Origin of the sequence: Bacillus cereus, from assembly GCF_015071065.1 — a bacterium.
In the GTDB taxonomy this organism is placed as follows: domain Bacteria; phylum Bacillota; class Bacilli; order Bacillales; family Bacillaceae_G; genus Bacillus_A; species Bacillus_A cereus_BA.
The window spans coordinates 289,349-313,503 of sequence record NZ_VOVA01000001.1; the positions used below are offsets into that span (position 1 = coordinate 289,349).

Here is a 24,155-nt window from a genome sequence, read left to right on the forward strand (position 1 = left end):
AAACTTCATATCACTATTTCTTATCCATTAGCAAGTAAGTAACCCATTTATTTTCAAACCGAATCTTTTCTTATTCTACAGAGAAGATGAAAGAATACACCGGTTGGTTCCCTGCATGTACTTCTACTTCTGTATCTTCAAAGTTCTCTTCTACAAACGCAACTAATTCAGCCACTTCTTCATCTGTTGCATCTTCACCTTGTAGAATCGTTACGATTTCAGAATCCTCATCAATTAGCGCTTCTAGTAATTGCTTTGCAGCTCCTACTTTCTCAGCATTTGTAGATACAATTTTCCCATCTGCAATACACATGAAATCATCTTTTTGAATCGCTACACCGTCAATTTCCGTATCACGAACAGCATACGTAATCTGACCTGTTTTCACATGAGCTAAAGCTTCTTTCATGTTTTCTTCATTCTCTTCTAGCGTTCCAACTGGATTAAATGCTAACATGGCAGCCATACCTTGAGGAACTGTTTTTGAACGAATAACAATAACTTCTTGTTCTACAACTGACGCTGCTTGTTCTGCTGCCATCACGATATTCCCGTTATTTGGTAAGATGATGATTTTTTCAGCATTCGCCTCTTCAATCGCCTTCACAATATCCTCCGTACTCGGATTCATCGTTTGGCCACCTTCGATAACTTTCGTTGCGCCAATGCTCTCAAATAGAGTTTTAATACCCGATCCCATAGCTACAGTTACAATACCATACGGTTGTTTCTCTATCGGCTGATTCGTTTGTTCAGGCACCATGATAGGTTCATCTAATAAAGCAGTATGCTGTTCACGCATATTTTCTACTTTAATCTTAATTAGACTACCGTAACGTTGTCCATAGTTCATAGGATCTCCAGGATGTTCCGCATGAATATGAACCTTTACAACCTCATCATCCGATACAACAAGTAGTGAATCTCCGTACACACTAATATCTTCACGGAATTTTTGTTCAGAGAAATTATGTTCCTTCATTTTTTCAGGCTCTAATTTCACCATGAATTCCGTACAATATCCATACTTAATATCTTCTGTACTCAATTGGCTTTGTACACTACGGTGATGTTCTGCGCGTACCATGTCATTCATAGATGGTTGGGCAGGCATATTAGAAGAAATCGTTTCTCCTTTTAAGTCCGCTAAAAATCCTTCATATACAACAACAAGACCTTTACCACCGCTATCTACAACGCCAACTTGTTTTAATACAGGTAATAAATCTGGCGTACGATTTAACGATGCGTTTGCTTCTTTTACAACGTCTTCCATAAACAAAACAAAGTCGCGCTGTTTTTTCGCAACTGTCACTGCATATTTACCCGTTTCTCTTGCAACCGTTAAAATCGTTCCTTCAATTGGTTTCATAACCGCTTTGTAAGCTGCCTCTACTCCAGCTTCTAAAGCTGCAGCAAAATCAACTGTCGTTAATTCTTCTTTTTGTTCAATGGATTTAGAGAAACCACGGAATAACTGAGATAAAATAACCCCAGAGTTACCACGAGCTCCCATTAATAATCCTTTAGCTAAACTTACACCGACTTTACCAGCATGCTGTGAAGGATTTGCTTTCACTTCACGTGCGCCTGAAGTCATTGATAAGTTCATGTTTGTACCGGTATCGCCATCTGGAACTGGGAATACGTTTAATGCATCAACAAGCTGAACATTATTTGTTAAATTATTGGCTCCTTGAATGATCATTTGTGATAAACGTTTTCCATCAATTTTTTGAATTGACACAGATTTTCCTCCTTAATGCACATTACAAGTTTATTACTTTAACTCCTTGTACGTAGATGTTTACAGAATCTACTGCTAGTCCTACAGTTTGATCTAATGTATATTTCACTTTAGTCTGCACGTTATGTGCTACTTCTGAAATTTTCGTACCATAGCTCACAATAATATACATATCAATATGTACTTCATCTTCATTTTTACGAACAATAACGCCTCTAGTGAAGTTTTCTTTTCGTAAAATGTCTGTTAATCCATCTTTTAACTGATTTTTTGATGCCATACCTACGATACCGTAGCAATCTACTGCGGCACCTCCAGCAATTGTTGCAATTACATCTGTACTAATATCAATTTGACCGTACTTTGTTTTAATTTCAATTGACATCTCGTTTCCCCCTTCATAAATGGTGAAAGTGAGCTAGACTACTTTAGTTACTATCATATAATCTTTTTAAAGAAAATTCCATCGTTCTTTCTTTTTCACTCTCATATTTTATGTTTTTAATTACATTTTTTTATGATGAGCAAAATAGTCCATTGTTATTATACAACATGTACCACTATAATATGTCAAGCAATTTTTCTTGATTTCACCTTTTCTTCATTGACATATAGTGTCAAGTATTTTTTCTTGATTTCTTTTTCCTACGGTGTTGCATTCTCTTTTTAGTTGTGTTAAATTATAGTAGTGTTTTTAGCATCGCATAAAAGACTAATATTGAAAAATTACGTATGTTACGGTAGTTAAGGGAGGGAAATATAAATGGCTCGTGTTTGTGCTATCACTGGAAGAAAAGCTCGTTCTGGTAACTCTCGTTCTCACGCAATGAACGCTACAAAACGTAAATGGGGCGCTAACCTTCAAAAAGTTCGCGTACGCATCGACGGAAAAGTTCAACGTGTTTACGTTTCTGCTAGAGCATTAAAATCTGGCAAAATCGAACGTGTTTAATAATAAAAAAAAGAGCCGCTAGGCTCTTTTTTTATTATACCAATGGAAAAAGCACCGGTAATAGGTGCTTTTTTTAGTCTTTTTTGAAGGTATTTAACATCGCACGAACAATTCCACCAAGAAATTTAGGTAACTTAATTGTATAAAATCTCATGGTTTCCCTCCTAATCCCCATTACTCCACTTGTTCACTATATGATGCAAGGAGCAAAATTGTTTCTTCAATCAGTGCTTCTTATCATCATTAATATGCCAGAAGTAAATGAAAAAGTACCTTTTTCCTCAACGAGTTCATTACTAATACAAAGTGTCGATCCCCACTCTATTGTTTTATTAGTAAGAGGATACTTAAAACCGTGAAGTGTAATGCCTTCTACCCTTTCAGTAACTGGTACAAATGATGCGTACGGAAAATGTTCGTTTCCTTCAATTATATACATACCAAACTTTTTCACCATTATTTCATTTTTATTGTCCACAATACACATTTCTATATTTACTTCTAATCCCTTTAAAAGCATCTGAATATTTGCTAAACCATGATCAAGTCTTCCACCAGTAGCACCAAAAATACGAATTAATTTTGGTTTCTGTTCTAAAGCCCAGCTAATTGCAATTTCTAAATCTGTTTGATCTTTTTCTCGCGGGACAATATGTAATTCATTTGTCTGCTGTCCCATCCATGCTAATTCCTCATCAGTAACTGAATCATAATCCCCAAACGCAACAGCCGGAGTGATCCCTCTTTTCAACAAACGGTACACTCCTCTATCAACGGCCGCCCAAACTACTTCTTCATCTTCATACCGAGAAAAATCTGCGCAGTATTCTGCAGGTCCTCCCGCTAAAATATGAATAATCATTTTTCCTTCCCCTTCTATTGTAAAAAGGCAATCTGCCATTCGGTAGATTGCCTTTCTCCTTATTTGCCACTCTAACATGTATAAATAGTGAAGTCTTAATGAACTAGAAGCTTCACTAGGATAAAGGTTCGTTCATTCTTTATCCGCGAATTACACGAATTGCTTCACCGCGGTCTTTTTGATTGTATACTGCTGATCCCGCTACAAGAACATTCGCTCCTGCTTCAATACAAAGTCTTGCCGTTTCAGCGTTGACACCACCATCAACTTCAATTTCCACTTCTAGATTTCGCTCTTTAACCATTTCTGCAACTTGTTTGATTTTCGGTAATACAGAATGAATAAACTTCTGTCCGCCAAATCCAGGATTTACTGTCATAAGTAATACCATGTCTATATCTTCTAATACATGCTCAATCGTTGAAACTGGAGTATGCGGATTTAATACAACCCCTGCTTTAATGTCATGAGATTTAATTAACTGAATTGTACGATGTAGATGAGGACACGCTTCTACATGAACAGTAATAATATCCGCTCCCGCTTTTGCGAAAGTTGGGATATAGTTATCAGGATTTTCAATCATTAAATGTACATCTAACGGTAACGATGTAATCGGACGGATTGCTTCTACAATTAATGGTCCAATCGTAATATTTGGTACGAAATGTCCATCCATTACATCGACGTGAATGTAGTCCGCTCCGCCTTTTTCTACATCTTTAATCTCTTCCCCTAATCTTGAAAAATCTGCTGATAAAATCGATGGTGCAATTTTAATCATGACTAATACCTCGGCTTTCTCTCTCTAATTTCTTCTACGAATTGTTTGTAATTCTTATAACGATATTCAGTAATCTTTCCTTCTTCAACCGCAGCTTTCACCGCACATTTCGGCTCAGCAAGGTGTGTACACCCTCTAAATTTACAGTATTGGCTCGCTTCTTTCAACTCTGGAAAACAATATGTAAGGTCTTCTACTTCTATATCTATGAAATCAAGCGAACTAAAACCAGGTGTATCCGCAACAAGTCCGCTTCCAACTGTAATTAATTCCACGTGTCTTGTCGTATGCTTTCCACGTCCTAAATGTGAAGAAATATCATTAGTTTTCAATTCTAAATCTGGACGTAATACGTTTAGCATTGAAGATTTCCCAACACCAGATTGGCCTGCAACGACGGAAATACAACCTTCTAAGAATGGTTTCAGAATATCAATACTTTCCGATGTATTTATAGAAGTAAACAACACATCATAACCCATTTCACGATAATCATTTGCATAAGATTCAACAGTTTCTCTCTTTTTTTCATCTACTAAATCCATCTTACTAATACAAATAATCGGTTTAATGTTATGATATTCAATCAATACTAAAAATCGATCTAACAGTCCTGGATTAAAATCTGGTTCTACCGCAGAGAAAACAAGAATAGCTTGATCAACATTAGCAATAGGAGGTCTAACAAGTTCATTTTTCCGATCAAATACTTCTAACACATAACCTTCATTCGGATTATCCGCTTGAAAAACAACTTGGTCTCCTACAAGTGGCGTAATTTTATTCTTTCTAAATACACCACGCCCACGACATTGTGTAATCCCTTCCTCATTCTGCACATAATAAAACCCACTTAGAGCTTTTACAATTTTTCCTTCTGGCATATAATTCTCCTTTATTTTGTATAAAATGAAACTGCAATTAAATATGAATAGACTAGAGTTCTTTAAACGATTATTTCAAAGCCCACCAAATATATATCCAGGTTCATATATTTAATCTACCATCAAATTTGAAATATTATTTACAACAGTATCACTTTTACAGCTTTTTGAATCATATATTTTTGCCTGTTATACAGTCCACGATGTAGACAGCATAACAGGCAAGAGTAATAAATTCCATCTTCTATATAAGGACGATGGAATTCACTATTATTGAGCTGGATATGGTACTTCCTTGTCCATAATCGTTACTCCATCTCGTACAATTTTATAATGTCCCTTTGCACCTTCTTGAATTACAAATTCTAAAGAAATAATCGCTGACTCAGTAATTGTTCTCGTTTCAACTGGTTTATCCATTTTTTGCTGCATATCTTCTTTATAAATTTCTATTGTTTGCGGCTTTTTCTCACCTGTTGCAGAAGCTTCATATGGGATAGCGATGTTATCCACTTTTACCGTTTTCGTTACTTTAGGCTTCGGACCATCGGAGATAACAATCGATACTTTATCTCCTTCTTTTAAAGGTGTCCCAGGCTTTGGAAATTGTGAAATAACAAGGCCTTTATCAACCGTATCTGAATACTCTCTTTTTATATCAGAAACAAGCTTTCTTTCATTTAAATAACCTTTTACACTATTTTCAGTCCATCCTGAAAAATCACCTGGTCTTATTTGATAAGGTCCTTTACTTACCCAAATTTTCAGTTCTTGTTCTGCCTCTATAACCATTTGATCAGGCGTTGGGATTTGCTCTACAATTTCACCTTTTGGCTTATCATTTTCAATGAAATTTATTGTAACTTGTCTATATTTTTCTTCTAGCTCAGCTCTTATACTCTCGAAATCTTTTCCTGTGAAGTCACTCATCTTACTTTTCTTTTTCCCACCTGATTGATAGATAGTAATTTTAGAGTTTTCTTTCACTACTCTTCCTGCTATTGGATCTGTTTTTATCACTTTTCCGGCTTCAACATCATCTGTATATACAAGATTAGGTTCAGTAACTTCAAAACCTTTTTCAACTAATGTATTTACAGCTGTCGTATATTTCATACCAGCCACATCAGGAACCTTCACATCTTTCGGAATAAAGAAGCCTGGAATAACAGTAAGTGCTAAGGTTATCCCTATCGCTAAAAGTAAAAATGTTGTAATTAAAACTTTCAGCCATTTATTAGTTCGCTTTTTCTTCTTACCTGATTCGATCTCTTCTTTTCTTACTTGTTCATCCACTTTACTTCCTTTTAATACAATCGTTTCATCACTTACATTTTGAAATAGTTGTTCTTGTTGAATAATTGGAATCGCTTTCGTTGCTTCCATATCTTCTGGTATGTAAAATGGTTGTTCATTTATTCGTTCTGGGTATAGTGCTGTTTCAATATCTCGTTTCATCGCGTTAGCAGATTGATATCGATGGAACGGATCTTTCGCAGTTGCCTTTAATATAATATTTTCAACACTTTGTGGAATATTTTCATTCCATCTTTTTGGAGATGGCATTTCATTTTGTAAATGTTTTAACGCAATTGCAACAGCAGATTCACCAGAAAACGGTTGTCTTCCTGTTAACAATTCAAACATAACAATTCCAAGTGAATAAATATCTGATTGTTTATTCGCTATACCGCCGCGCGCTTGTTCTGGTGATAAATAATGCACCGAACCGAGCACCGAATTTGTATGTGTAATCGTTGCTGCACTTGTAGCTGTCGCAATTCCAAAGTCTGTTACTTTGACCACTCCGTCATCTCGAATCAAAATATTGTGCGGTTTAATATCGCGATGTACAATCTCAAAATGATGGGCGTGTGCCATAGCGGACGTTAACTGCTCCATTATATCAAGAGCCTCTCCTATCGGTAACATCCCTCGATCAATTATGTATTGCTTCAATGTTCGTCCAGGTACATATTCCATTACAAGATAATATATACCATCCTCTTCCCCAACATCATACATATTCACAATATTTGGATGCGACAACGTTGTAACAGATTGCGCTTCTCGATGGAAACGTTTAATAAACTCTTCATTATTTGAATAGTCGAGTCTTAATATTTTTACCGCTACATCTCGGCCAAGTATATCATCATGAGCTAAATATACATTGGCCATTCCTCCACCGCCAATCATTTTCAGCAGCTTATAACGGTCATTTAAGCGTTTTCCAATCAGCACGTTGCACTTCACCTACTTTCGTTTGTCGAATCCGTATAATCAATAATAACGAGGGTAATATTATCTTCTCCACCACGATCATTTGCTAATTGAATGAGATGCTCTCCCTTCACCTCGAGCTGTTCATTCAATTGTAAAATTTGTTGCATATCAGCAATAGAAACTTTGTTAGACAATCCATCCGAGCAAAGAAGTAATTGATCATCTTCTTCAAGCACCAATGTTTTAACATCTAATCCAACTGTTTCTTCATTTCCTAATGCTCTTAACAAAACATTCTTTTTCGGGTGATATTCTGCATCTTCCTTTGAAATTTCGCCATGTCTCACAAGTTCATTTACAAGCGAATGATCTTCCGTTACAAGCGTCATTTTTCCCTCTGATACCATATAACACCGACTATCTCCTATATGACCTATCGTCACAAAATTCGATGTACAAATGGCTATTATAAGTGTTGTTCCCATGCCATTACATTCTGCATGCTGCTTAGAGTAAGCATATATGCGCTCATTAATAATTCCAACGTTAGTATGTAACCACTTTTCTACCTTTTTAGGCTCATTCATATTGTGCGTTTGCTTCCAATAATCATGGAATAATTGAATAGCCATCGAGCTAGCTACATCGCCAGCTCGATGACCTCCCATTCCATCTGCTACTACCGCTAAAATATTTCCATCTAAATTGTGAAAAACTCCTGCACTATCTTCATTATGTTGACGAACTTTCCCTTTATCCGATAGAAACACGGCTTTCATCTCGTCACCTCGTCTCTTCTTTGCGCTCCTTTGCACGCAACTGACCGCAGGCTGCATCAATATCATGACCTTGTTCACGGCGAATTGTTACATTCACTCCACGATCTTTTAGCGTCTTTTCAAATAAGAAAATTTGCTCTCGTGGCGTACGTACATAATTACGTTCTGGCACGTAGTTTACCGGAATTAAGTTTACATGACATTTTACACCTTTTAAGAGCGCAGCAAGTTCTTCAGCTTGCTCAACTTGGTCATTTTCCCCTCCAAATAAGCCATATTCAAACGTAATACGACGCCCTGTTCTATTTACATAGTATTTAACAGCTTCCATTAAATCTGGTAGCTTATAAGCACGGTTAATCGGCATTAATTTTGAACGTAACTCTGTATTTGCAGAATGCAATGAAATCGCAAAATTAATTTGCATATCTTCTTCAGCGAACTTATAAATTTTCGGAACAATTCCACTTGTTGAAACCGTCATATGTCTTGCACCAATATGAATTCCTTTTTCATGATTTACAATGCGTAAGAATGACATTAAGTTATCATAATTATCAAATGGTTCTCCAATTCCCATAACAACAAGAGAACTTACACGTTCTTCTGTTTCATCAAGCGCACGCTGAACTTCTACTACTTGCGCTACAATTTCTCCAGCCTCTAAGTTTCGTTTTAACCCACCAAGTGTAGAAGCACAGAACGTACAGCCAATGCGGCAACCCACCTGTGTTGTTACACAAATGGAATTTCCATATTCATGTCGCATTAGTACAGTTTCAATAGAGTACCCATCGTATAACTGGAATAGGAATTTAATCGTTCCATCCGAAGACGTTTGTTTTACTAAAGTGTTTAAAGTAGTAATATCAAAGGAATTCGACAATTTATCGCGCAATCCTTTAGCAAGGTTTGACATATCCTCATAATTTTTTACACGTTTTTTATATAGCCAATCAAAAATTTGTCCTGCACGGAATTTAGGTTCTCCTTGTTCCTTTAACCAATCTTGCATTTCATGAAGTTGTAAAGAATAAATTGATGGTTTCTTTGTTTCTAGATTTTTCTTTTGTTTTTTTACAGTCGTTTCCATGATGCTACACCTTCTTTCTTAAACAAGCAATATAAAAGCCATCTGTTGCAAAATAATGCGGTAAAATTCGTACTTGACCTTCATCAATATACGGATTTAACTTTTCTGGCATGCGATTTTTTATCGTAGTATCCCATTCAAATTCAGGATGCTCTTGTAAAAATTGCTTTATTACTTGTTCATTTTCTATTTTTTCAATTGTGCACGTACTATAAACAAGGCGACCACCTTGTTTTAACAATGGAGCTATTTTTTCTAGTATAGCAAGTTGAATCGTTGATAACCTTTCACTATCGCCCTTATCTTTACCTAACTTAATATCAGGTTTACGTCTAATAACACCAAATCCAGAACATGGTGCATCTACTAATATTTTGTCAAAAGATTCATTTGCAAAATGCTCTTGAACTTTTCTAGCATCTAAAGCCATCGTTTCTACATTTTCTAAACCAAGTCTCTTCGCCTGTTGTTCAATTAAACGTACTTTATGTGCGTGTAAATCAAGCGACATTACCTTACCAGTTCCGTCCAAACGCTCTGCAATATGAGTTGTTTTTCCGCCAGGAGCAGCACAACTATCTAGAACTGCCTCTCCTTGATTCGGTTCTAAAGCACGTGCTACAAGCATTGAGCTTTCATCTTGAATAGAAAGGAAACCTTTTTTGAACGCTTCTGTATGTGCGACATTTCCTCTTTCAATTTGAATTGCATCCTCTGACAATTCGCCACGTTTTGCTTCTATACCCTCATCAGCTAATAACGCAATCGCTTCTTCTACCGTTACTTTATCAACATTTACACGTGCTGTTGGTACAGGTGGCAACATATTTACTTCACACATTTTCTCTGCTGTCTCTAAACCATATTCAGATGCCCATTCTTGTACAAGCCACATTGGATGACTCGTTGCAATTGCAAGACGTTCTACTGGATTTTCGATTTCTTCTAACGAAGGTACACCTTCTCGCTGAATTGAACGCAATACTCCGTTCACCATGCCTGAAATCCCTTTATGCCCACGACGCTTTGCAATCTCAACTGCTTCATGAATAGCCGCTCTTTCTGGAACTCGATCTAAATATAGCATTTGATATAGAGATAGGCGAAGCAACACTCTTACCCACGCTTCAACCTTTTTTCTTAAAAATGGTTGTAAATAATAATCTAGTGTGTCACGACGTTGAATTGTTCCATATACCATTTCAGTTAATAAACCAATATCTTTTCTGTCAATTGTATTTTTTTCAATCAGATTATTTAAAAGTAAGTTGCTATATGCACCACTTTTTTCTACTTGAATTAGGCCATCCAGAGCTAACTCACGAACATTTTGTCTCATGCATTTTCTCCTAACTTCGTACCAATTTCAGGTTTTGTTCCACGCAAAAATTGTGAACAACTCATACGCTTTTTACCAGATGGTTGCAATTCAGTAATTTTAACGCCTGTCTCATTCCCTGTTGCAACAACAAACCCATCTTCTTCAAGAGCTACTATTGTACCTGGTTCAGCTTTCTCTGTAATAGAGATTTTCTCTCCCCACCATACTTTAATAACTTGTCCTGCCAAAGTCGTATAAGCAACTGGCCATGGATTCAATCCGCGAATGTGATTGTATACTTCTTCACCTGTTTTTGTCCAATCAATTATCTCTTGCTCACGTTTAATATTATATGCAAACGTCACTTCAGCTTCACTTTGTTTAATTGGTTCTAGTTTACCCTGAATTAGTAAAGGAACCGTTTTAGATAAAAGGTGTGCTCCTGCTTCGCTTAACTTATCAAATAATGAACCTGTTGTTTCACGCTCTTCAATTTCTACTTCTACTTGCGTTAATATATCGCCAGCATCTAATTTTTCTACCATATACATAATTGTAATACCTGTTTTCTCTTTACCTTCCATGATCGCATAATGAATTGGTGCACCACCGCGAAGTTCTGGAAGTAATGACGCGTGGACATTAATACATCCATACTTTGGTGCTTCTAAAATTTCATTCGGTACGATTTGTCCAAATGCCGCTGTTACAATTAAGTCTGGCTCTAGTGCTAATACTTTTTCATATTCGTCTTGTTCACGAATTTTTAACGGCTGTAATACTGGAATACCATGTTTTTCCGCTTCTACTTTAACAGGAGTAGGTGTTAAAACCTTTTTTCTACCAACTGGACGATCAGGTTGCGTTACAACACCAACTACGTCATATCCGTCCTCGATAAGACGACGAAGCACCGGCACAGAAAAGTCCGGTGTCCCCATAAATACTACTTTCATCATTCAAAAACCGCTCCTTTTAAACCTATTCTAATTCGCCTGCTTCATAATATCTTTTCACTTTAGATGTAAATAAAACACCGTGTAAATGATCGATTTCATGCTGAATTGCACGCGCTAAGAAGTCATCCGCTTCTAATAAAAATATTTTACCGCGACGATTTTGCGCACGTACTTTAATGTAATCTGCACGCTCCACTTCACCATAAAGCCCCGGAAAGCTTAAGCAGCCTTCGGGACCTACTTGTTCACCACGTTTTTCTAAAATAACAGGATTAATTAATTCAATTTTACCCGTATCATCACCTATATCAACAACAGCAACTTGTAAGCTTACACCTACTTGTGGCGCAGCTAGACCAACGCCGTCTGCAATTAACATTGTTTCATGCATATCTTTTAACAATTTCACTAACTTTTTATCAAAGTTAATTACTCTTTCGCATGGTGTTTCTAACACTTCATTTGGATGCTTTACAATTTCTAAAACTGCCATATTTCCCTCCGCTACATTAACATTGTTGGATTAAAATCAATTGAGATTTGTAGCTCTTTTTGCATTTCTGCTTGATAATGTTCATTTACCATTTTGAGCACGTTCTTTAAGTTTGGTTCCCGTTTGTATTTTATCATGCATTGGTAACGATATCTATCTTTTATCCTTGGAATTGCTGAAGCAACCGGCCCTAACACCATTGTTTGCCTTGAACAATGCGTTCGTAAATGACCGACAATTTTTTCCGTCACTTGGACTGCCTTTAATAATTCCGGATGAGATACAGTTACAAGTACAACGTAGTAATATGGCGGATATTGTCTCATTTTCCTCATTTGCATTTCTTGCTCATAAAATACATCATATTGTTGATTCTTTGCTAATTCTACACTGTAATGTTCCGGGGTATACGTTTGAATTACAACTTCCCCTGGCAATTCATGTCTTCCTGCACGTCCACTCACTTGTGTCAATAGCTGATATGTCTTTTCACTCGCCCGAAAATCAGGTAGATGAAGCATCGTATCCGCCGTTAAAACCCCAACAAGCGTCACCTTCGGAAAATCAAGCCCTTTTGCAATCATTTGTGTTCCAAGTAATATATCTGCTTTCTCTTCACCAAATGCCTTTAATAATTTTTCATGCATTCCTTTACGGCTTGTTGTATCCACATCCATTCGAATGACCCGCGCTTCAGGAAATAGTTTTGTGATTTCTTCTTCAACCTTTTGCGTCCCTGTACCAAAGAAACGAATATACGTACTATTACAAGCAGGACACTCCGTTGGCATATTTTCCTCATGACTACAATAATGACATTTTAAACGATGGTTCATTTTGTGATATGTCAACGAAATATCACAATGCGGACATTGTACGACATACCCACAATCACGGCACATCACAAACGTAGAATGACCCCTTCTATTTAAAAAGAGAACCATTTGCTCTTTCTTTTCTAATCGATCTGCTATTTTTTCATGCAGTGCCTTTGAAAACATTGAGCGATTTCCATCACGAAGCTCTTCACGCATATCAACAATTTCTACCGTCGGCAAAGCTTGTTTGTTCATACGTTTTTCCATTGTAAGCAACCCATAGACACCTTTTTTCGCTCTAGCAAACGATTCAAGTGTCGGCGTTGCACTGCCGAGAACGATTGGACACTTATGGTATTGTCCTCTCCACACTGCTACATCTCTTGCATGATACTTTGGGTTATCCTCTTGCTTATAACTTGATTCATGCTCTTCATCAATAATAATGATTCCTAAATTTTCAAATGGAGCAAAAATAGCTGAACGCGCACCAACTACAACTTTCACTTCTTTTCTTAATATCTTTCGCCATTCATCATATTTCTCGCCAACAGAAAGCGCACTGTGAAGAACTGCAACTTGCGAACCGAACCTACCTTTAAAGCGATCTACCATCTGAGGCGTTAGCGCAATTTCAGGAACAAGCACAATTGCTTCTTTTCCTTTCTCGAGCACCGCTGCTATAGATTGTAAATACACTTCAGTCTTACCACTTCCTGTAACACCATATAGTAAAAATGGATTGTAAGTTTCATTTGTAATTGATGACAAAATCGGTGTAATTACTTGTTTTTGTTCCTCAGTAAGCGGAAATGGTTTCGTTTGTTCAAAATCATCATCGTCATACGGATTCCGATATACTTCTACATACTTTTCTGAGATTAGACCCTTTTTAACAAGTGCTTTTATTGGAGCATCTGTTATTTGTAATTCTTCTGTTAAATTTTTTAACGGTGCACTTTTGTAGTTTTCTACAAAATAATAGAGTACGTCTTGTTGTTTTTTACTTTTCAGTTCAAATGCTGCTAATTCCAGTTTATCTGCCGGCAACTCCGGTTGAACTACTCTTTGTTTCTTCTTCTGCACTTTATCCTTTACTTGATAAACCACTTCAGTCGTACCATTTTTAATTTCTTGTTGAATAGTGCGATATAGGTGTGGCTGCGCCTCGATAGCTTCCCAATCTATCGTTTCCTTCCCTTGAAATAAAGAAAGAATTTCTGGTGCTACTTCTTCTTGGTTACGAAGTTGCAGACGCTTTTTATATGTTGCTTTTATTGCTGTCGGAAGCATCACTTGAAAAGCTGAAATCATATAACATAACGTTTCACTTGTAAGCCAATATCCAAGCTTTAATAATTCCTCATTTAAAACTGGAGTGACATCTAATATTTCATAAAGGGCCTTTAATTTTTTACTTTCTACCTCAGCCGAATCCTTTATTTCAATAATAAAACCTTGCAATTTCCTCGGACCGAATGGGACTACTACACGCATTCCTGCTTGCACGATATCTTCCCATTTTTTAGGGATAATATAATCAAACGGCCGATCTGTTTGACGTGCAGGTACATCAACAATTACACTTGCAAACTTCATACACGATCATCTTCTAACATCATTTCTATTTGCTTTAATATTTCACGAGCAACTTCTTTCTTCGTTAAAAGTGGTAACTCAATAATCTCTCCATCTTTTCTATACATTGTCACAATATTTGTATCTGTACCAAACCCAGCTCCTTGAGCTTTCACGTCATTCGCAACAATCATATTTGCATTTTTCTCACGTAATTTTCTCGTTGCGTACTCCTCTATGTTTGTCGTTTCGGCTGCAAAACCGATAAGTAACTGTCGGTCCTTCTTCTCACCTAACGTTTTTAAAATATCCACTGTTCTTTCTAATTCAATTACAGCATCGCCATTTTTCTTTTTCATTTTATTATCATGAACATATTTCGGACGGTAATCTGCAACAGCTGCTGTTTTGATGACAACATCCACATTATGATAATGTTGAAGGACTGCCTCTAACATATCTTGTGCAGATTCTACGTGTATTGTTGTGACATGTAATGGTGACTCTAATGCTGTCGGTCCTGACACAAGTATGACATCAGCACCTAAGCTTGCTGCAACTTCTGCGATCGCATACCCCATCTTTCCAGAAGAAAAATTCGTCATAAAACGAACCGGATCAATCTTTTCACGTGTCGGTCCAGCTGTTATTAATATTCGTTTTCCTTGCAATGGTTTTTGTTCTGAGAAAGCCTCTTCTAATCGTCCAATAATCGCTTCAGGTTCTTCCAGTCTTCCTTTTGCTACATAACCACATGCTAAAAAACCTTCCCCAGGCTCAATAAATGTATATCCTAATGTTTTTAGCGTCATCATGTTTTTTTGAACAATTTTATTTTCATACATATGCACATTCATAGCCGGTGCAATCCACACTGGAGCTGTAGTAGCTAACAAAGTAGTTGTAATCATATCATCAGCAATACCGCCAGCTAACTTTCCAATACAATTAGCTGTAGCAGGTGCAACAAGTACAACATCTGCCCAATCCGCTAAATCAATATGAGCGATAACAGCCGAGTCTCTCTCATCAAACGTATCCGTATATACATCATGGCGAGAAAGTGCTTGAAATGTAAGAGGCGTAACAAACTTCATTGCCGACTCACTCATCATTACTTTTACAAGAGCGCCAGCTTGTGTCAATTTACTTGTTAACGCAGCCGCTTTAAAAACTGCAATGCCTCCTGTTACACATAGAAGTATCTTTTTCCCTTTTAGCATATGACTCGTCCTCTTTCTTTTTCAAACTTATTCTACTGAAATAGAATTTTCAGCTCGTCAGTACCAATATTTCGTTCCGTCTTTTTCGATTCCTTTTCATCCCTATCGTAAAAAAATAACAACCTACTTGTAAATAGGTTGTTACCGTTACATAGAAAATTATAAAGTCCATGTTTTAATTTGTCGAAAAGAATGTCTTAATCAATTATTGAGTCATCGCTTGGTATATATTTTAATACTTCTAAATCGATTTCTTCTAATGCTTTACCTACACATTTATAAGAAACAGGCTTTTCAATAACACAATTGTCAGCAATTTGCATTTCACGTGCACGCTTTGCAGCTACTGTTACAAGTGTATATTTAGAATCGATTTTTGTTAATAATGAGTCAATTGATGGATTTAACATAATTATAGACCCTCCGTCATTTCTTTATAGTATTTTGCTACTCTTTCGCGGCGGCAATGTTCGCCAACCACAATTGCTTTAATTCTATCACAAGCTAATTCAACTTGATCGTTTTCTACAACATAATCGTAAGCGTCCATCATTTCGATTTCTTCTTTTGCTACAGTTAAACGATTTTCAATAACATCTTCAGTTTCTGTACCACGGCCGACAATTCGGTTTTTTAGCTCAGATAAACTTGGAGGTGCTAAGAAAATAAATACACCTTCTGGGAAAGCTTTCTTAACTTGAATTGCACCTTGCACTTCAATTTCTAAGAATACATCTTTTCCTTCTTGTAATGTTTTTTCAACATAGTCAATCGGTGTTCCATAATAATTACCTACGAACTCAGCCCACTCAAGTAATTTTTCATTACGAATCATTTCCTCAAATTCTTCTCTCTCTTTAAAGAAATAATCCACACCATCTACTTCACCTTCACGCGGCTTACGTGTCGTTACTGAAATAGAGTACTGAAAACGTGTATCCTCATGGCTAAACAGCTCTTTTCGAACCGTTCCTTTACCAACCCCAGAAGGTCCTGAAAGAACGATGAGCAATCCTCTTCTACTTCTCATAAATATGTAAAACCTACCCTTCCTCACTTAAATCCTCTTTATTATTCAAACGATGTGCAATCGTCTCTGGCTGAATTGGACTTAATACAACATGCCCATCATCCATAACAATAACCGCCCTTGTTTTTCTCCCATACGTAGCATCAAGCAAAGCATTATGTTCACGCGCTTCCTGTACTGTTCGTTTAATAGGAGCTGACTCCGGACTTACAATAGCAATAATTCGATGAGCAGATACAATATTTCCGTATCCAATATTTAAAAACCGCATGGCCATAGTTTGCGCCTCCTAGTAAGTCTATCCGATTTCTCCACCACGTATAACTTTATATATTTTTTGAAAGCTACTCAATATTTTGTACTTGTTCACGAATTTTTTCAAGGTTATTTTTCATTTCTACGACATATTTTGAAATTGTTAAGTCATTTGCCTTAGAACCAATCGTATTAATTTCTCTATGCATCTCTTGCACGATGAAGTCCATTTTCCTTCCAACAGGCTCTTCAATCTGCAGTGTTTCACGAAATTGATCTAAATGACTTTGCAAACGAACTAACTCTTCATGAATATCACAGCGCTCTGCAAACATTGCGACTTCTGTTAGCAATCTTTGTTCATCTAGATCTTGATTATGTAATTCTTTTAAGCGATTTTCTAATCGTTCACGATATTTTTGTGTAACAATTGGTGCATGTGGAATAATTGCATCTACACAATTGTGAATCTCTTGTAAACGGTACGCTATATCTTTATGTAATCGTTCTCCTTCGCCATCTCTCATCGTTTTTAACATACGAGTAGCTTGGCGAACAGCCTCATATAAACTGGTCTCAAATTGTTCATTTACATTTTCAACTTCTTCAATTGCCGTTACTTCTGGCATTGCCATTAATTGTTGAAGTGTAATAGAATCTTGTAATTGAAATTTTCCTTTTATATCTTTCATAATCGATTGGTACTGTTCAAGAAGCGACCAATTCACACTTAACTTTCTTTCAACAAGCTCTTCACCCGTTATACTAATAGACACTTCAATACGTCCACGTCGAACTTGCTTTGCAATTATTTTACGAATTTTGTCTTCAAATACCATCATTTGCTTCGGAAGTCGAATACTCATCTCTAGAAAACGGTGGTTCACCGATTTCATTTCTACTGTAATTTGAAAAGTATCATTTTCTACTTTCGATCTTCCAAAACCTGTCATACTAGAAATCATTTTTATCACATCCAAGCCATGAAATAACTCAATGAAAAAGGTAATAGAGACAAGGCTCTATTACCTTCTGTAAATTATATCACATTTTCATATCATTGACTATTTCAAGTTTAATCCCTTCTTATATAACAGTGGCTTTTTCTTTTTCTCCTTTTTTCTTGTTAATAAGGACCCTACTAATAAGAAGGTCGGAATAGATGATAATCCCCCAATTAACAACCAATCTCGTGCTTGTATCGGCATTGTGCTAAAAATCGGCTGTAATGGTGGATAATATATAACTACAAGCATTAACAGTAAAGAAATGATAACCGCCCCTACTAAATATATATTTCCAAACGGGTTGCGGTGAAATATAGAATGTTCACTACGACAATCAAATACATGAATAAGCTGAGCCAGTACTAATGTTGCGAAGGCTACCGTTTGTGCATACTTCAATTCATTCGGATGCTGGTTAAATGCAATAATAAACGCTACTAATGTCACTGCTCCGATTAGAAAACCACGACTTATAATTTTCCACGCAAGCCCTCTAGCGAACACCCCTTCTTTCGGATGGCGTGGTGTTCTCTTCATCACATCTCCTTCAGCCTTATCCAAACCTAATGCCATCGCTGGTAAACCGTCAGTAACTAAGTTCACCCATAAAATTTGAATTGGAACCATCGGCAATGGCAGTGCAAGTAACATCGCAAATAACATAACTAAAATTTCACCAACGTTAGATGCTAACAAATACCGAATAAACTTCCGAATATTTTCATATATGTTTCTACCTTCTTTAATCGCCGATTTAATCGTAGCAAAGTTATCATCTAACAACACAAGTGAAGAAGCTTCTTTTGCAACATCTGTCCCTGTAATTCCCATCGCAATCCCTATATCAGCTGTTTTAATAGCTGGAGCATCGTTCACTCCATCACCTGTCATAGCTACTATATGCCCCTTATTTTGCAGCGCCTTAACGATTTTCAATTTATGCTCAGGAGACACACGAGCGAATACATACGTATCTTCTACAATATCTTCTAATGCCTCTACATCCATATTCGCAAGTTCTACACCTTCAACAACGCGTCCACCCGCCGGTAAAACCCCTAGCTGTTCCGCAATTGCCATTGCTGTCACTTTATGATCTCCCGTAATCATTACCGTTCTAATACCAGCTTCCTTACACTCTTTCACCGCTTGCGCCACTTCTAGTCTTGGCGGATCTATCATTCCTTGTATTCCAACAAGCATAAAATCCTGCTCGACTTCTCTTTCATGTTCAATTGAATCTGTAGCTTTTAACGGTTTAAATGCCACCGCAATCGTTCGTAAAGCTTGACTGCCTAAACTATGAATCGCTGCCTGCACTTCTTTTCGATACATTTCACTTAAAGGTTGCTGCTTATTTCCCCACAAAATTGTTTGACTCATTTGCAAAAGAACATCTGGTGCTCCTTTTGTAATAACAAATTTTTTGCCTTCACGATCACGAACAATAACACTCATCATTTTTCTAGTTGAATCAAAAGGAAATTCACGAATGACTTCAAACTTTCCTTTAAGAGCTTCACGTGATATTCCCGCCTTCATTGCAGCAGCAACGAGAGCTCCCTCTGTTGGATCTCCATCTAACACATATGTCTTTTTCTTTTGAATAACATTCGCATTATTACATAAACAGCCAAATGTAAGTAGTTGATACAGTGATTTCGTCTTAGTAGGGTCAATTACTTCTTCACCTTTCATAAATGAGCCCGTTGGCTCATAGCCTTGACCTGTCACTTTCCACAATTCTCCGCCTGACCACATATGTGTTACCATCATTTTATTTTGCGTCATTGTTCCCGTTTTATCAGAACATATAACGGAAGCACACCCTAACGTTTCTACAGCTGGTAACTTCCTTACAATTGCTCTCTTTTTTATCATACGCTGTACACCAAGTGATAAAGCTACCGTAACGATTGCTGGCAATCCTTCTGGAATAGCAGCAACAGCTAGCGACACGCCAGCTAAAAACATATGATATACTTCATTTCCTTGATACACACCAGCTAATACAACGAGCGCTGTCAAAATAAGAGCCACAATAATTAATATTTTTCCGAGTTGCTCTAACCTTCTTTGTAACGGTGTTTCCATTTGCTCTGCATTTTGTAACATATTTGCGATTTGCCCCATCGCTGTATTCATACCAGTTGCTACAACGACTCCTGTTCCAGATCCTCGCGTAATCATCGTACCCATAAAAGCCATATTTTTTTGATCACCAATTGAAACATCTTGCCCTTGTAACGCCTCTACCTTCTTTTGTACAGGCAATGACTCTCCTGTAAGAGCCGATTCTTCAATATATAAACTTGAAGATTCCACAAGGCGAACATCCGCGCCAATACGGTCACCACTAGAAAACTTAATAATATCACCTAGTACAAGCGCTTTTGACGGCGCTTTTATCCACTTCCCATTTCTTAGTACAGTAACTTGAGGGGCTGCCAATTCTTTTAAAGCTTCCAACGATTTTTCAGCTTTCCTCTCTTGAAAGAAACCGAGGACACCATTGATAATAACAATTGCAACAATTGCAATCGAATCAATATACTCTCCTAAAAAAGCTGAAATAATTGTAGCACCAAATAAAACAAGTACCATAAAGTCTTTAAATTGCGCTAAAAACACCATAAGCGCAGAAGGCCGCTTTGCTTCTTGCAATTCATTTGTACCAAATTTCTTTAATCGGCCCTCTGCTTCTTGCTCTGTAAGACCTACCTCCACATTCGTATTCGTTCTTTCCTCCACTTCATGTGCTCGCATTTCATACCAATTCATCCTGCCATCGACCTCCTGATTCCAGACATACTCTAATGAAAGCTTATTCAGCCTCGTCCAAAAAAATGCTATAATTAACTTTTAGTTAGAAAGGAGTGTTCATTCATGGCATTCGATGGATTATTTACAAGAGCAATTACACATGAAATTGCAAATTCTCTTCAAACAGGAAGAATTTCAAAAATATATCAACCCTCAAAATATGAAGTTTTATTACATATTCGAGCAAACGGAAAAAACCAAAAGCTGATTCTTTCATCTCACCCTACATATGCGCGTATGCACTTAACAAATCAAAACTACGATTCACCAGCGCTACCGCCGATGTTTTGTATGCTTCTTCGCAAACATTTAGAAGGTGGATTTATTGAAAAAATTGAACAAATTGACTTAGAACGTATTATTCAAATTACAGTCCGCAGTCGTAATGAAATCGGTGACGAATCCGTAAAAACATTAGTAATCGAAATAATGGGACGACACAGTAATATTATCTTAGTAGATACGAAAACAAATGTTATTTTAGATAGCTTAAAACACGTTTCTTTAGCGGTAAATCGACATCGTACTGTATATGCTGGAGCTGAATATGTTGCCCCACCAGCACAACATAAAGTTAATCCGCTTCTTATCGAAACAGAAGATGATTTTATTAAACCGCTTGACTTTTTATCTGGCAACATGGACAAACAACTTGTCGGAGCATTCATGGGAATTTCCCCATTATTTGCAAAAGAAGTTGTAAAAAAAGCAGGTATGGCAAATGAAAAAGCATTATCTGAAGCTTTCTTCAGCTTGCAAAAACCTTTGCTAACACATCAGTACGTGCCAGCAATGATAACAGCAAATGGAAAAGAGTTCTTTTACCTATTCCCTCTTTCTCACTTACAAGGAAAAGAAAAAACATTTTCATCTGTTAGTGAATTATTAGATCGCTTCTTCTTTGGTAAAGCAGAGCGCGATCGTGTAAAACAACAAGCTCACGATTTAGAACGCTTTATGCAAAATGAAAAAACAAAAAATGAAAAGAAGCTAATTAAACTAGAAAAAACATTACAAGATGCCGGAAAAGCAGATAAATATCAACTATTTGGAGAGCTACTTACAGCCAATATGTACGCTTTGAAAAAAGGTGATAAAGAGATTGAAGTCGTTAACTATTACGACGAAAATGGTGGGACTGTAAAAATCACATTAAATCCTTTAAAAACACCATCTGAAAATGCACAACGCTATTTCCAAAAGTACCAAAAAGCGAAAAATTCAGTTGCTATTGTAGAAGAACAAATCGTAAAAACAAATGAAGAAATTCTTTATTTCGATAGCCTACTTCAACAAATGGAGGTTGCTTCTTCAAAAGATATTGAAGAAATTCGTGAGGAATTAGCCGAAGAAGGTTATGTGCGCAATCGTAAGAAGAAAAACGCAAAGAAAAAACCAACAAAACCAGTGTTGGATAAATATTTAGCTAGTGATGGTACAGAAATTTTCGTCGGTAAAAACAATAAGCAAAATGATTATTTAACAACGAAATTCTCCCGTCGTGATGAAATTTGGTTACATACGAAAGACATACCTGGGTCCCACGTTGTCATTCGTTCTCTTGAACCTACGGAAGAGACTTTACACGAGGCTGCTAAAATCGCTGCTTATTACAGTAAAGCAAAAGATTCTAGCTCTGTTCCTGTAGATTTCACAAAGGTACGCCATGTCAAAAAACCGAGCGGTGCAAAACTTGGATTTGTTACATATGACAATCAACAAACATTATATGTAACACCAGATGCTGATACAGTAATGAAATTAAAAGCGTAAATACTTAAAAATGCGTTGCTAACAAGCAACGCATTTTTCTATGTTTTCAGCTTAGTTCATATACCCATTCACTAATTCATAACATCTTTCTTTTGTCATCTTATATTTCTCTTCTGAGGCTTCTATACGTCTCATCGTTCCATTATTTTCATCTGTAGCAATTGCTTTAACTTTCCTTTCCTAACTTAAATATTGTCAAAAAATTTGACAGTGCTATTTCGTATTTGTATAAATTTTTTTACAGTGTGTAAAGAAAGTGAATCTTGAGTTGATGTTTTTTTCATTCTCCCATTGCTAATTGAAGTAATTTGTATTTCACGAGCAGCCCACCGCCCACAAATAATGGGCTAAATTTCTTCTCTTCTCTAAAACATATGTAATTCCCACTATCTTTTCTCTAAAGATATTTTTTGGCACGCTATTTGCTTTATTCAATACTGTGAAGAGGGGGAATTAACATGACTTTAAGAATTAATAAAATCCAAAATCAACTAAAAAACTATGAAATTGACGGATTACTTATTACAAAAAAAGAAAATCGCCAATATGCAACAGGCTTTACAGGTAGCGCTGGCGTCGTCTTAATCTCTGCGGATAAGGCTGTTTTTATAACTGATTTTCGCTATGTAGATCAAGCGAAATCACAAATAATAGAAGCTGAAATTATTATGCATAAAGGGAATTTGGAAGAAGAAATCGCAAATCAAGTATCGAAATTAAACATTCAAAAACTTGGAATTGAAGAAAATAACATGACATTGCAACAATATAAGAACTTACAAAAATACATACATGCGGAAATGGTGCAGGTGTGCGAAATCATCGAAGATATTCGTATTATTAAAGACACACCCGAAATAGAAACAATGAAAATTGCAGCTACTATTGCGGACGAAGCGTTTCACCACATTCTCAAGTTTTTAAAACCAGGAATAAGTGAGACTGATGTCCGAGATGAATTAGAATTTTTCATGCGAAAAAAAGGAGCTACATCCTCATCGTTTCAAATTATTGTAGCTTCTGGCGTTCGTTCTTCCCTTCCTCATGGCGTTGCATCGAATAAAATAATCGAGCACGGTGATATCGTTACATTAGATTTCGGTGCACTTTATAACGGGTATTGTTCTGATTTAACACGTACTGTAGCAATCGGCGAACCATCAGAAGAATTCCAAAAAATATATAATGTTGTATTAGAAGCATTGAAGCGTGGAACTGAAGCAATTAAACCTGGAGAAACTGCGAAAAGTATCGATGATATAACACGAAATTACATTACAGAACATGGATACGGTCAATATTTTGGTCATTCTACTGGTCATGGGCTTGGGTTAGAAATTCATGAACCTCTCCGTCTATCCCAAGAAAGTAAGGCTACTTTAGAAGAAGGTATGGTTGTTACAATTGAACCAGGTATTTATATACCAAACTGGGGTGGTTGTAGAATTGAAGATGATATCGTCATTACAAAAGACGGATATGAAGTTATTACAAAAGCGAATAGAGAATTAATTGTTGTTCCTTGTTAAAAATCATGAACTTTTAAAA

Annotated in this window: 22 protein-coding genes and 1 pseudogene; 3 read left to right on the top strand and 20 right to left on the bottom strand. The window is 36.6% G+C overall.

Annotated features, from left to right (window positions below; all coding sequences use genetic code 11):
* Positions 1-70 precede the first annotated feature (70 nt).
* Both FT637_RS01410 and FT637_RS01415 read right to left on the bottom strand, forming a co-directional pair.
* Positions 71-1,747: a DAK2 domain-containing protein gene (locus tag FT637_RS01410; protein WP_193644860.1), complete on the bottom strand. Its 1,677-nt coding sequence runs from the start codon at positions 1,745-1,747 to the stop codon at positions 71-73.
* A 22-nt stretch (positions 1,748-1,769) separates the two neighbouring features.
* Positions 1,770-2,132, bottom strand: a complete 363-nt coding sequence (locus FT637_RS01415; protein ID WP_002173116.1) for an Asp23/Gls24 family envelope stress response protein — start codon at positions 2,130-2,132, stop codon at positions 1,770-1,772.
* A gap of 378 nt (positions 2,133-2,510) precedes the next feature.
* On the opposite strand from FT637_RS01415, the gene rpmB reads away from it, so the two are divergent.
* Complete coding sequence (rpmB, locus tag FT637_RS01420; RefSeq protein WP_000124776.1) at positions 2,511-2,699, top strand: 50S ribosomal protein L28; 189 nt, start codon at positions 2,511-2,513, stop codon at positions 2,697-2,699.
* A gap of 73 nt (positions 2,700-2,772) precedes the next feature.
* Here the strand turns inward: rpmB and spoVM are convergent, their stop codons facing one another.
* The 17 genes from spoVM to FT637_RS01505 form a co-directional block, all read right to left on the bottom strand.
* The gene (gene spoVM / locus FT637_RS01425; protein ID WP_001213599.1) at positions 2,773-2,853 is read right to left on the bottom strand and encodes a stage V sporulation protein SpoVM; all 81 of its coding nucleotides are present in this window, start codon (positions 2,851-2,853) and stop codon (positions 2,773-2,775) included.
* Positions 2,854-2,919: 66 nt separating this feature from the next.
* Positions 2,920-3,600 carry a thiamine diphosphokinase gene (locus FT637_RS01430; RefSeq protein ID WP_193645509.1) on the bottom strand — a complete coding sequence of 227 codons (681 nt, stop codon included), beginning with the start codon at positions 3,598-3,600 and terminating at the stop codon, positions 2,920-2,922.
* A gap of 100 nt (positions 3,601-3,700) precedes the next feature.
* Positions 3,701-4,345 (bottom strand): ribulose-phosphate 3-epimerase, encoded by a 645-nt coding sequence (gene rpe, locus FT637_RS01435; protein ID WP_002014505.1) that lies wholly within the window; start codon positions 4,343-4,345, stop codon positions 3,701-3,703.
* A 2-nt stretch (positions 4,346-4,347) separates the two neighbouring features.
* Positions 4,348-5,229 (bottom strand): ribosome small subunit-dependent GTPase A, encoded by an 882-nt coding sequence (gene rsgA, locus FT637_RS01440; RefSeq protein ID WP_193644861.1) that lies wholly within the window; start codon positions 5,227-5,229, stop codon positions 4,348-4,350.
* 270 nt (positions 5,230-5,499) lie between these two features.
* Positions 5,500-7,473: a Stk1 family PASTA domain-containing Ser/Thr kinase gene (gene pknB / locus FT637_RS01445; protein WP_193644862.1), complete on the bottom strand. Its 1,974-nt coding sequence runs from the start codon at positions 7,471-7,473 to the stop codon at positions 5,500-5,502.
* An 8-nt stretch (positions 7,474-7,481) separates the two neighbouring features.
* Complete coding sequence (locus tag FT637_RS01450; protein ID WP_193644863.1) at positions 7,482-8,234, bottom strand: Stp1/IreP family PP2C-type Ser/Thr phosphatase; 753 nt, start codon at positions 8,232-8,234, stop codon at positions 7,482-7,484.
* A gap of 4 nt (positions 8,235-8,238) precedes the next feature.
* Positions 8,239-9,327, bottom strand: a complete 1,089-nt coding sequence (gene rlmN / locus FT637_RS01455; protein WP_193644864.1) for a 23S rRNA (adenine(2503)-C(2))-methyltransferase RlmN — start codon at positions 9,325-9,327, stop codon at positions 8,239-8,241.
* 4 nt (positions 9,328-9,331) lie between these two features.
* Complete coding sequence (rsmB, locus tag FT637_RS01460) at positions 9,332-10,666, bottom strand: 16S rRNA (cytosine(967)-C(5))-methyltransferase RsmB (protein WP_193644865.1); 1,335 nt, start codon at positions 10,664-10,666, stop codon at positions 9,332-9,334.
* A complete protein-coding gene (gene fmt / locus FT637_RS01465) occupies positions 10,663-11,607 on the bottom strand; it encodes a methionyl-tRNA formyltransferase (RefSeq protein WP_193644866.1) in 945 nt (314 codons plus the stop codon). The genes rsmB and fmt overlap by 4 nt, the downstream gene beginning before the upstream one ends.
* 22 nt (positions 11,608-11,629) lie before the next feature.
* The gene (def, locus tag FT637_RS01470; RefSeq protein WP_002014496.1) at positions 11,630-12,100 is read right to left on the bottom strand and encodes a peptide deformylase; all 471 of its coding nucleotides are present in this window, start codon (positions 12,098-12,100) and stop codon (positions 11,630-11,632) included.
* 11 nt (positions 12,101-12,111) lie between these two features.
* Positions 12,112-14,517 carry a primosomal protein N' gene (priA, locus tag FT637_RS01475; protein WP_193644867.1) on the bottom strand — a complete coding sequence of 802 codons (2,406 nt, stop codon included), beginning with the start codon at positions 14,515-14,517 and terminating at the stop codon, positions 12,112-12,114.
* Positions 14,514-15,719 carry a bifunctional phosphopantothenoylcysteine decarboxylase/phosphopantothenate--cysteine ligase CoaBC gene (gene coaBC / locus FT637_RS01480; RefSeq protein ID WP_193644868.1) on the bottom strand — a complete coding sequence of 402 codons (1,206 nt, stop codon included), beginning with the start codon at positions 15,717-15,719 and terminating at the stop codon, positions 14,514-14,516. Before coaBC ends, priA begins: the two co-directional genes overlap by 4 nt.
* A gap of 197 nt (positions 15,720-15,916) precedes the next feature.
* Complete coding sequence (rpoZ, locus tag FT637_RS01485) at positions 15,917-16,129, bottom strand: DNA-directed RNA polymerase subunit omega (RefSeq protein ID WP_193644869.1); 213 nt, start codon at positions 16,127-16,129, stop codon at positions 15,917-15,919.
* 2 nt (positions 16,130-16,131) lie between these two features.
* A complete protein-coding gene (gmk, locus tag FT637_RS01490; RefSeq protein ID WP_001257739.1) occupies positions 16,132-16,749 on the bottom strand; it encodes a guanylate kinase in 618 nt (205 codons plus the stop codon).
* Positions 16,750-16,762: 13 nt separating this feature from the next.
* Positions 16,763-17,026 carry an extracellular matrix/biofilm regulator RemA gene (gene remA, locus FT637_RS01495; RefSeq protein WP_001251456.1) on the bottom strand — a complete coding sequence of 88 codons (264 nt, stop codon included), beginning with the start codon at positions 17,024-17,026 and terminating at the stop codon, positions 16,763-16,765.
* A 67-nt stretch (positions 17,027-17,093) separates the two neighbouring features.
* A complete protein-coding gene (locus FT637_RS01500) occupies positions 17,094-17,969 on the bottom strand; it encodes a YicC/YloC family endoribonuclease (protein WP_193644870.1) in 876 nt (291 codons plus the stop codon).
* 99 nt (positions 17,970-18,068) lie between these two features.
* Positions 18,069-20,792 carry a calcium-translocating P-type ATPase, SERCA-type gene (locus FT637_RS01505; RefSeq protein WP_193644871.1) on the bottom strand — a complete coding sequence of 908 codons (2,724 nt, stop codon included), beginning with the start codon at positions 20,790-20,792 and terminating at the stop codon, positions 18,069-18,071.
* A gap of 105 nt (positions 20,793-20,897) precedes the next feature.
* Here FT637_RS01505 and FT637_RS01510 point away from each other — a divergent pair, with 105 nt between their 5' ends.
* Positions 20,898-22,607, top strand: a complete 1,710-nt coding sequence (locus tag FT637_RS01510; RefSeq protein ID WP_193644872.1) for an NFACT family protein — start codon at positions 20,898-20,900, stop codon at positions 22,605-22,607.
* A gap of 51 nt (positions 22,608-22,658) precedes the next feature.
* Here the strand turns inward: FT637_RS01510 and FT637_RS01515 are convergent.
* Positions 22,659-22,787: pseudogene (locus tag FT637_RS01515) on the bottom strand (DUF1311 domain-containing protein); the annotation flags it as partial.
* 278 nt (positions 22,788-23,065) lie between these two features.
* Here FT637_RS01515 and FT637_RS01520 point away from each other — a divergent pair.
* On the top strand, positions 23,066-24,136 hold the full coding sequence (locus tag FT637_RS01520; protein WP_193644873.1) for a M24 family metallopeptidase: 1,071 nt from the start codon (positions 23,066-23,068) through the stop codon (positions 24,134-24,136).
* Positions 24,137-24,155: the final 19 nt, after the last annotated feature.

Coding starts and splice junctions, on each gene's coding strand:
- FT637_RS01415 (WP_002173116.1), bottom strand. CDS start 2,132: ATGTCAATTGAAATTAAAACAAAGTACGGTCAAATTGATATTAGTACA.
- rpmB (WP_000124776.1), top strand. CDS start 2,511: ATGGCTCGTGTTTGTGCTATCACTGGAAGAAAAGCTCGTTCTGGTAAC.
- spoVM (WP_001213599.1), bottom strand. CDS start 2,853: ATGAGATTTTATACAATTAAGTTACCTAAATTTCTTGGTGGAATTGTT.
- FT637_RS01430 (WP_193645509.1), bottom strand. CDS start 3,600: ATGGCAGATTGCCTTTTTACAATAGAAGGGGAAGGAAAAATGATTATT.
- rpe (WP_002014505.1), bottom strand. CDS start 4,345: ATGATTAAAATTGCACCATCGATTTTATCAGCAGATTTTTCAAGATTA.
- rsgA (WP_193644861.1), bottom strand. CDS start 5,229: ATGCCAGAAGGAAAAATTGTAAAAGCTCTAAGTGGGTTTTATTATGTG.
- FT637_RS01450 (WP_193644863.1), bottom strand. CDS start 8,234: ATGAAAGCCGTGTTTCTATCGGATAAAGGGAAAGTTCGTCAACATAAT.
- rlmN (WP_193644864.1), bottom strand. CDS start 9,327: ATGGAAACGACTGTAAAAAAACAAAAGAAAAATCTAGAAACAAAGAAA.
- rsmB (WP_193644865.1), bottom strand. CDS start 10,666: ATGAGACAAAATGTTCGTGAGTTAGCTCTGGATGGCCTAATTCAAGTA.
- fmt (WP_193644866.1), bottom strand. CDS start 11,607: ATGATGAAAGTAGTATTTATGGGGACACCGGACTTTTCTGTGCCGGTG.
- def (WP_002014496.1), bottom strand. CDS start 12,100: ATGGCAGTTTTAGAAATTGTAAAGCATCCAAATGAAGTGTTAGAAACA.
- priA (WP_193644867.1), bottom strand. CDS start 14,517: ATGAAGTTTGCAAGTGTAATTGTTGATGTACCTGCACGTCAAACAGAT.
- coaBC (WP_193644868.1), bottom strand. CDS start 15,719: ATGCTAAAAGGGAAAAAGATACTTCTATGTGTAACAGGAGGCATTGCA.
- rpoZ (WP_193644869.1), bottom strand. CDS start 16,129: ATGTTAAATCCATCAATTGACTCATTATTAACAAAAATCGATTCTAAA.
- gmk (WP_001257739.1), bottom strand. CDS start 16,749: ATGAGAAGTAGAAGAGGATTGCTCATCGTTCTTTCAGGACCTTCTGGG.
- remA (WP_001251456.1), bottom strand. CDS start 17,026: ATGGCCATGCGGTTTTTAAATATTGGATACGGAAATATTGTATCTGCT.
- FT637_RS01500 (WP_193644870.1), bottom strand. CDS start 17,969: ATGATTTCTAGTATGACAGGTTTTGGAAGATCGAAAGTAGAAAATGAT.
- FT637_RS01505 (WP_193644871.1), bottom strand. CDS start 20,792: ATGAATTGGTATGAAATGCGAGCACATGAAGTGGAGGAAAGAACGAAT.
- FT637_RS01510 (WP_193644872.1), top strand. CDS start 20,898: ATGGCATTCGATGGATTATTTACAAGAGCAATTACACATGAAATTGCA.
- FT637_RS01520 (WP_193644873.1), top strand. CDS start 23,066: ATGACTTTAAGAATTAATAAAATCCAAAATCAACTAAAAAACTATGAA.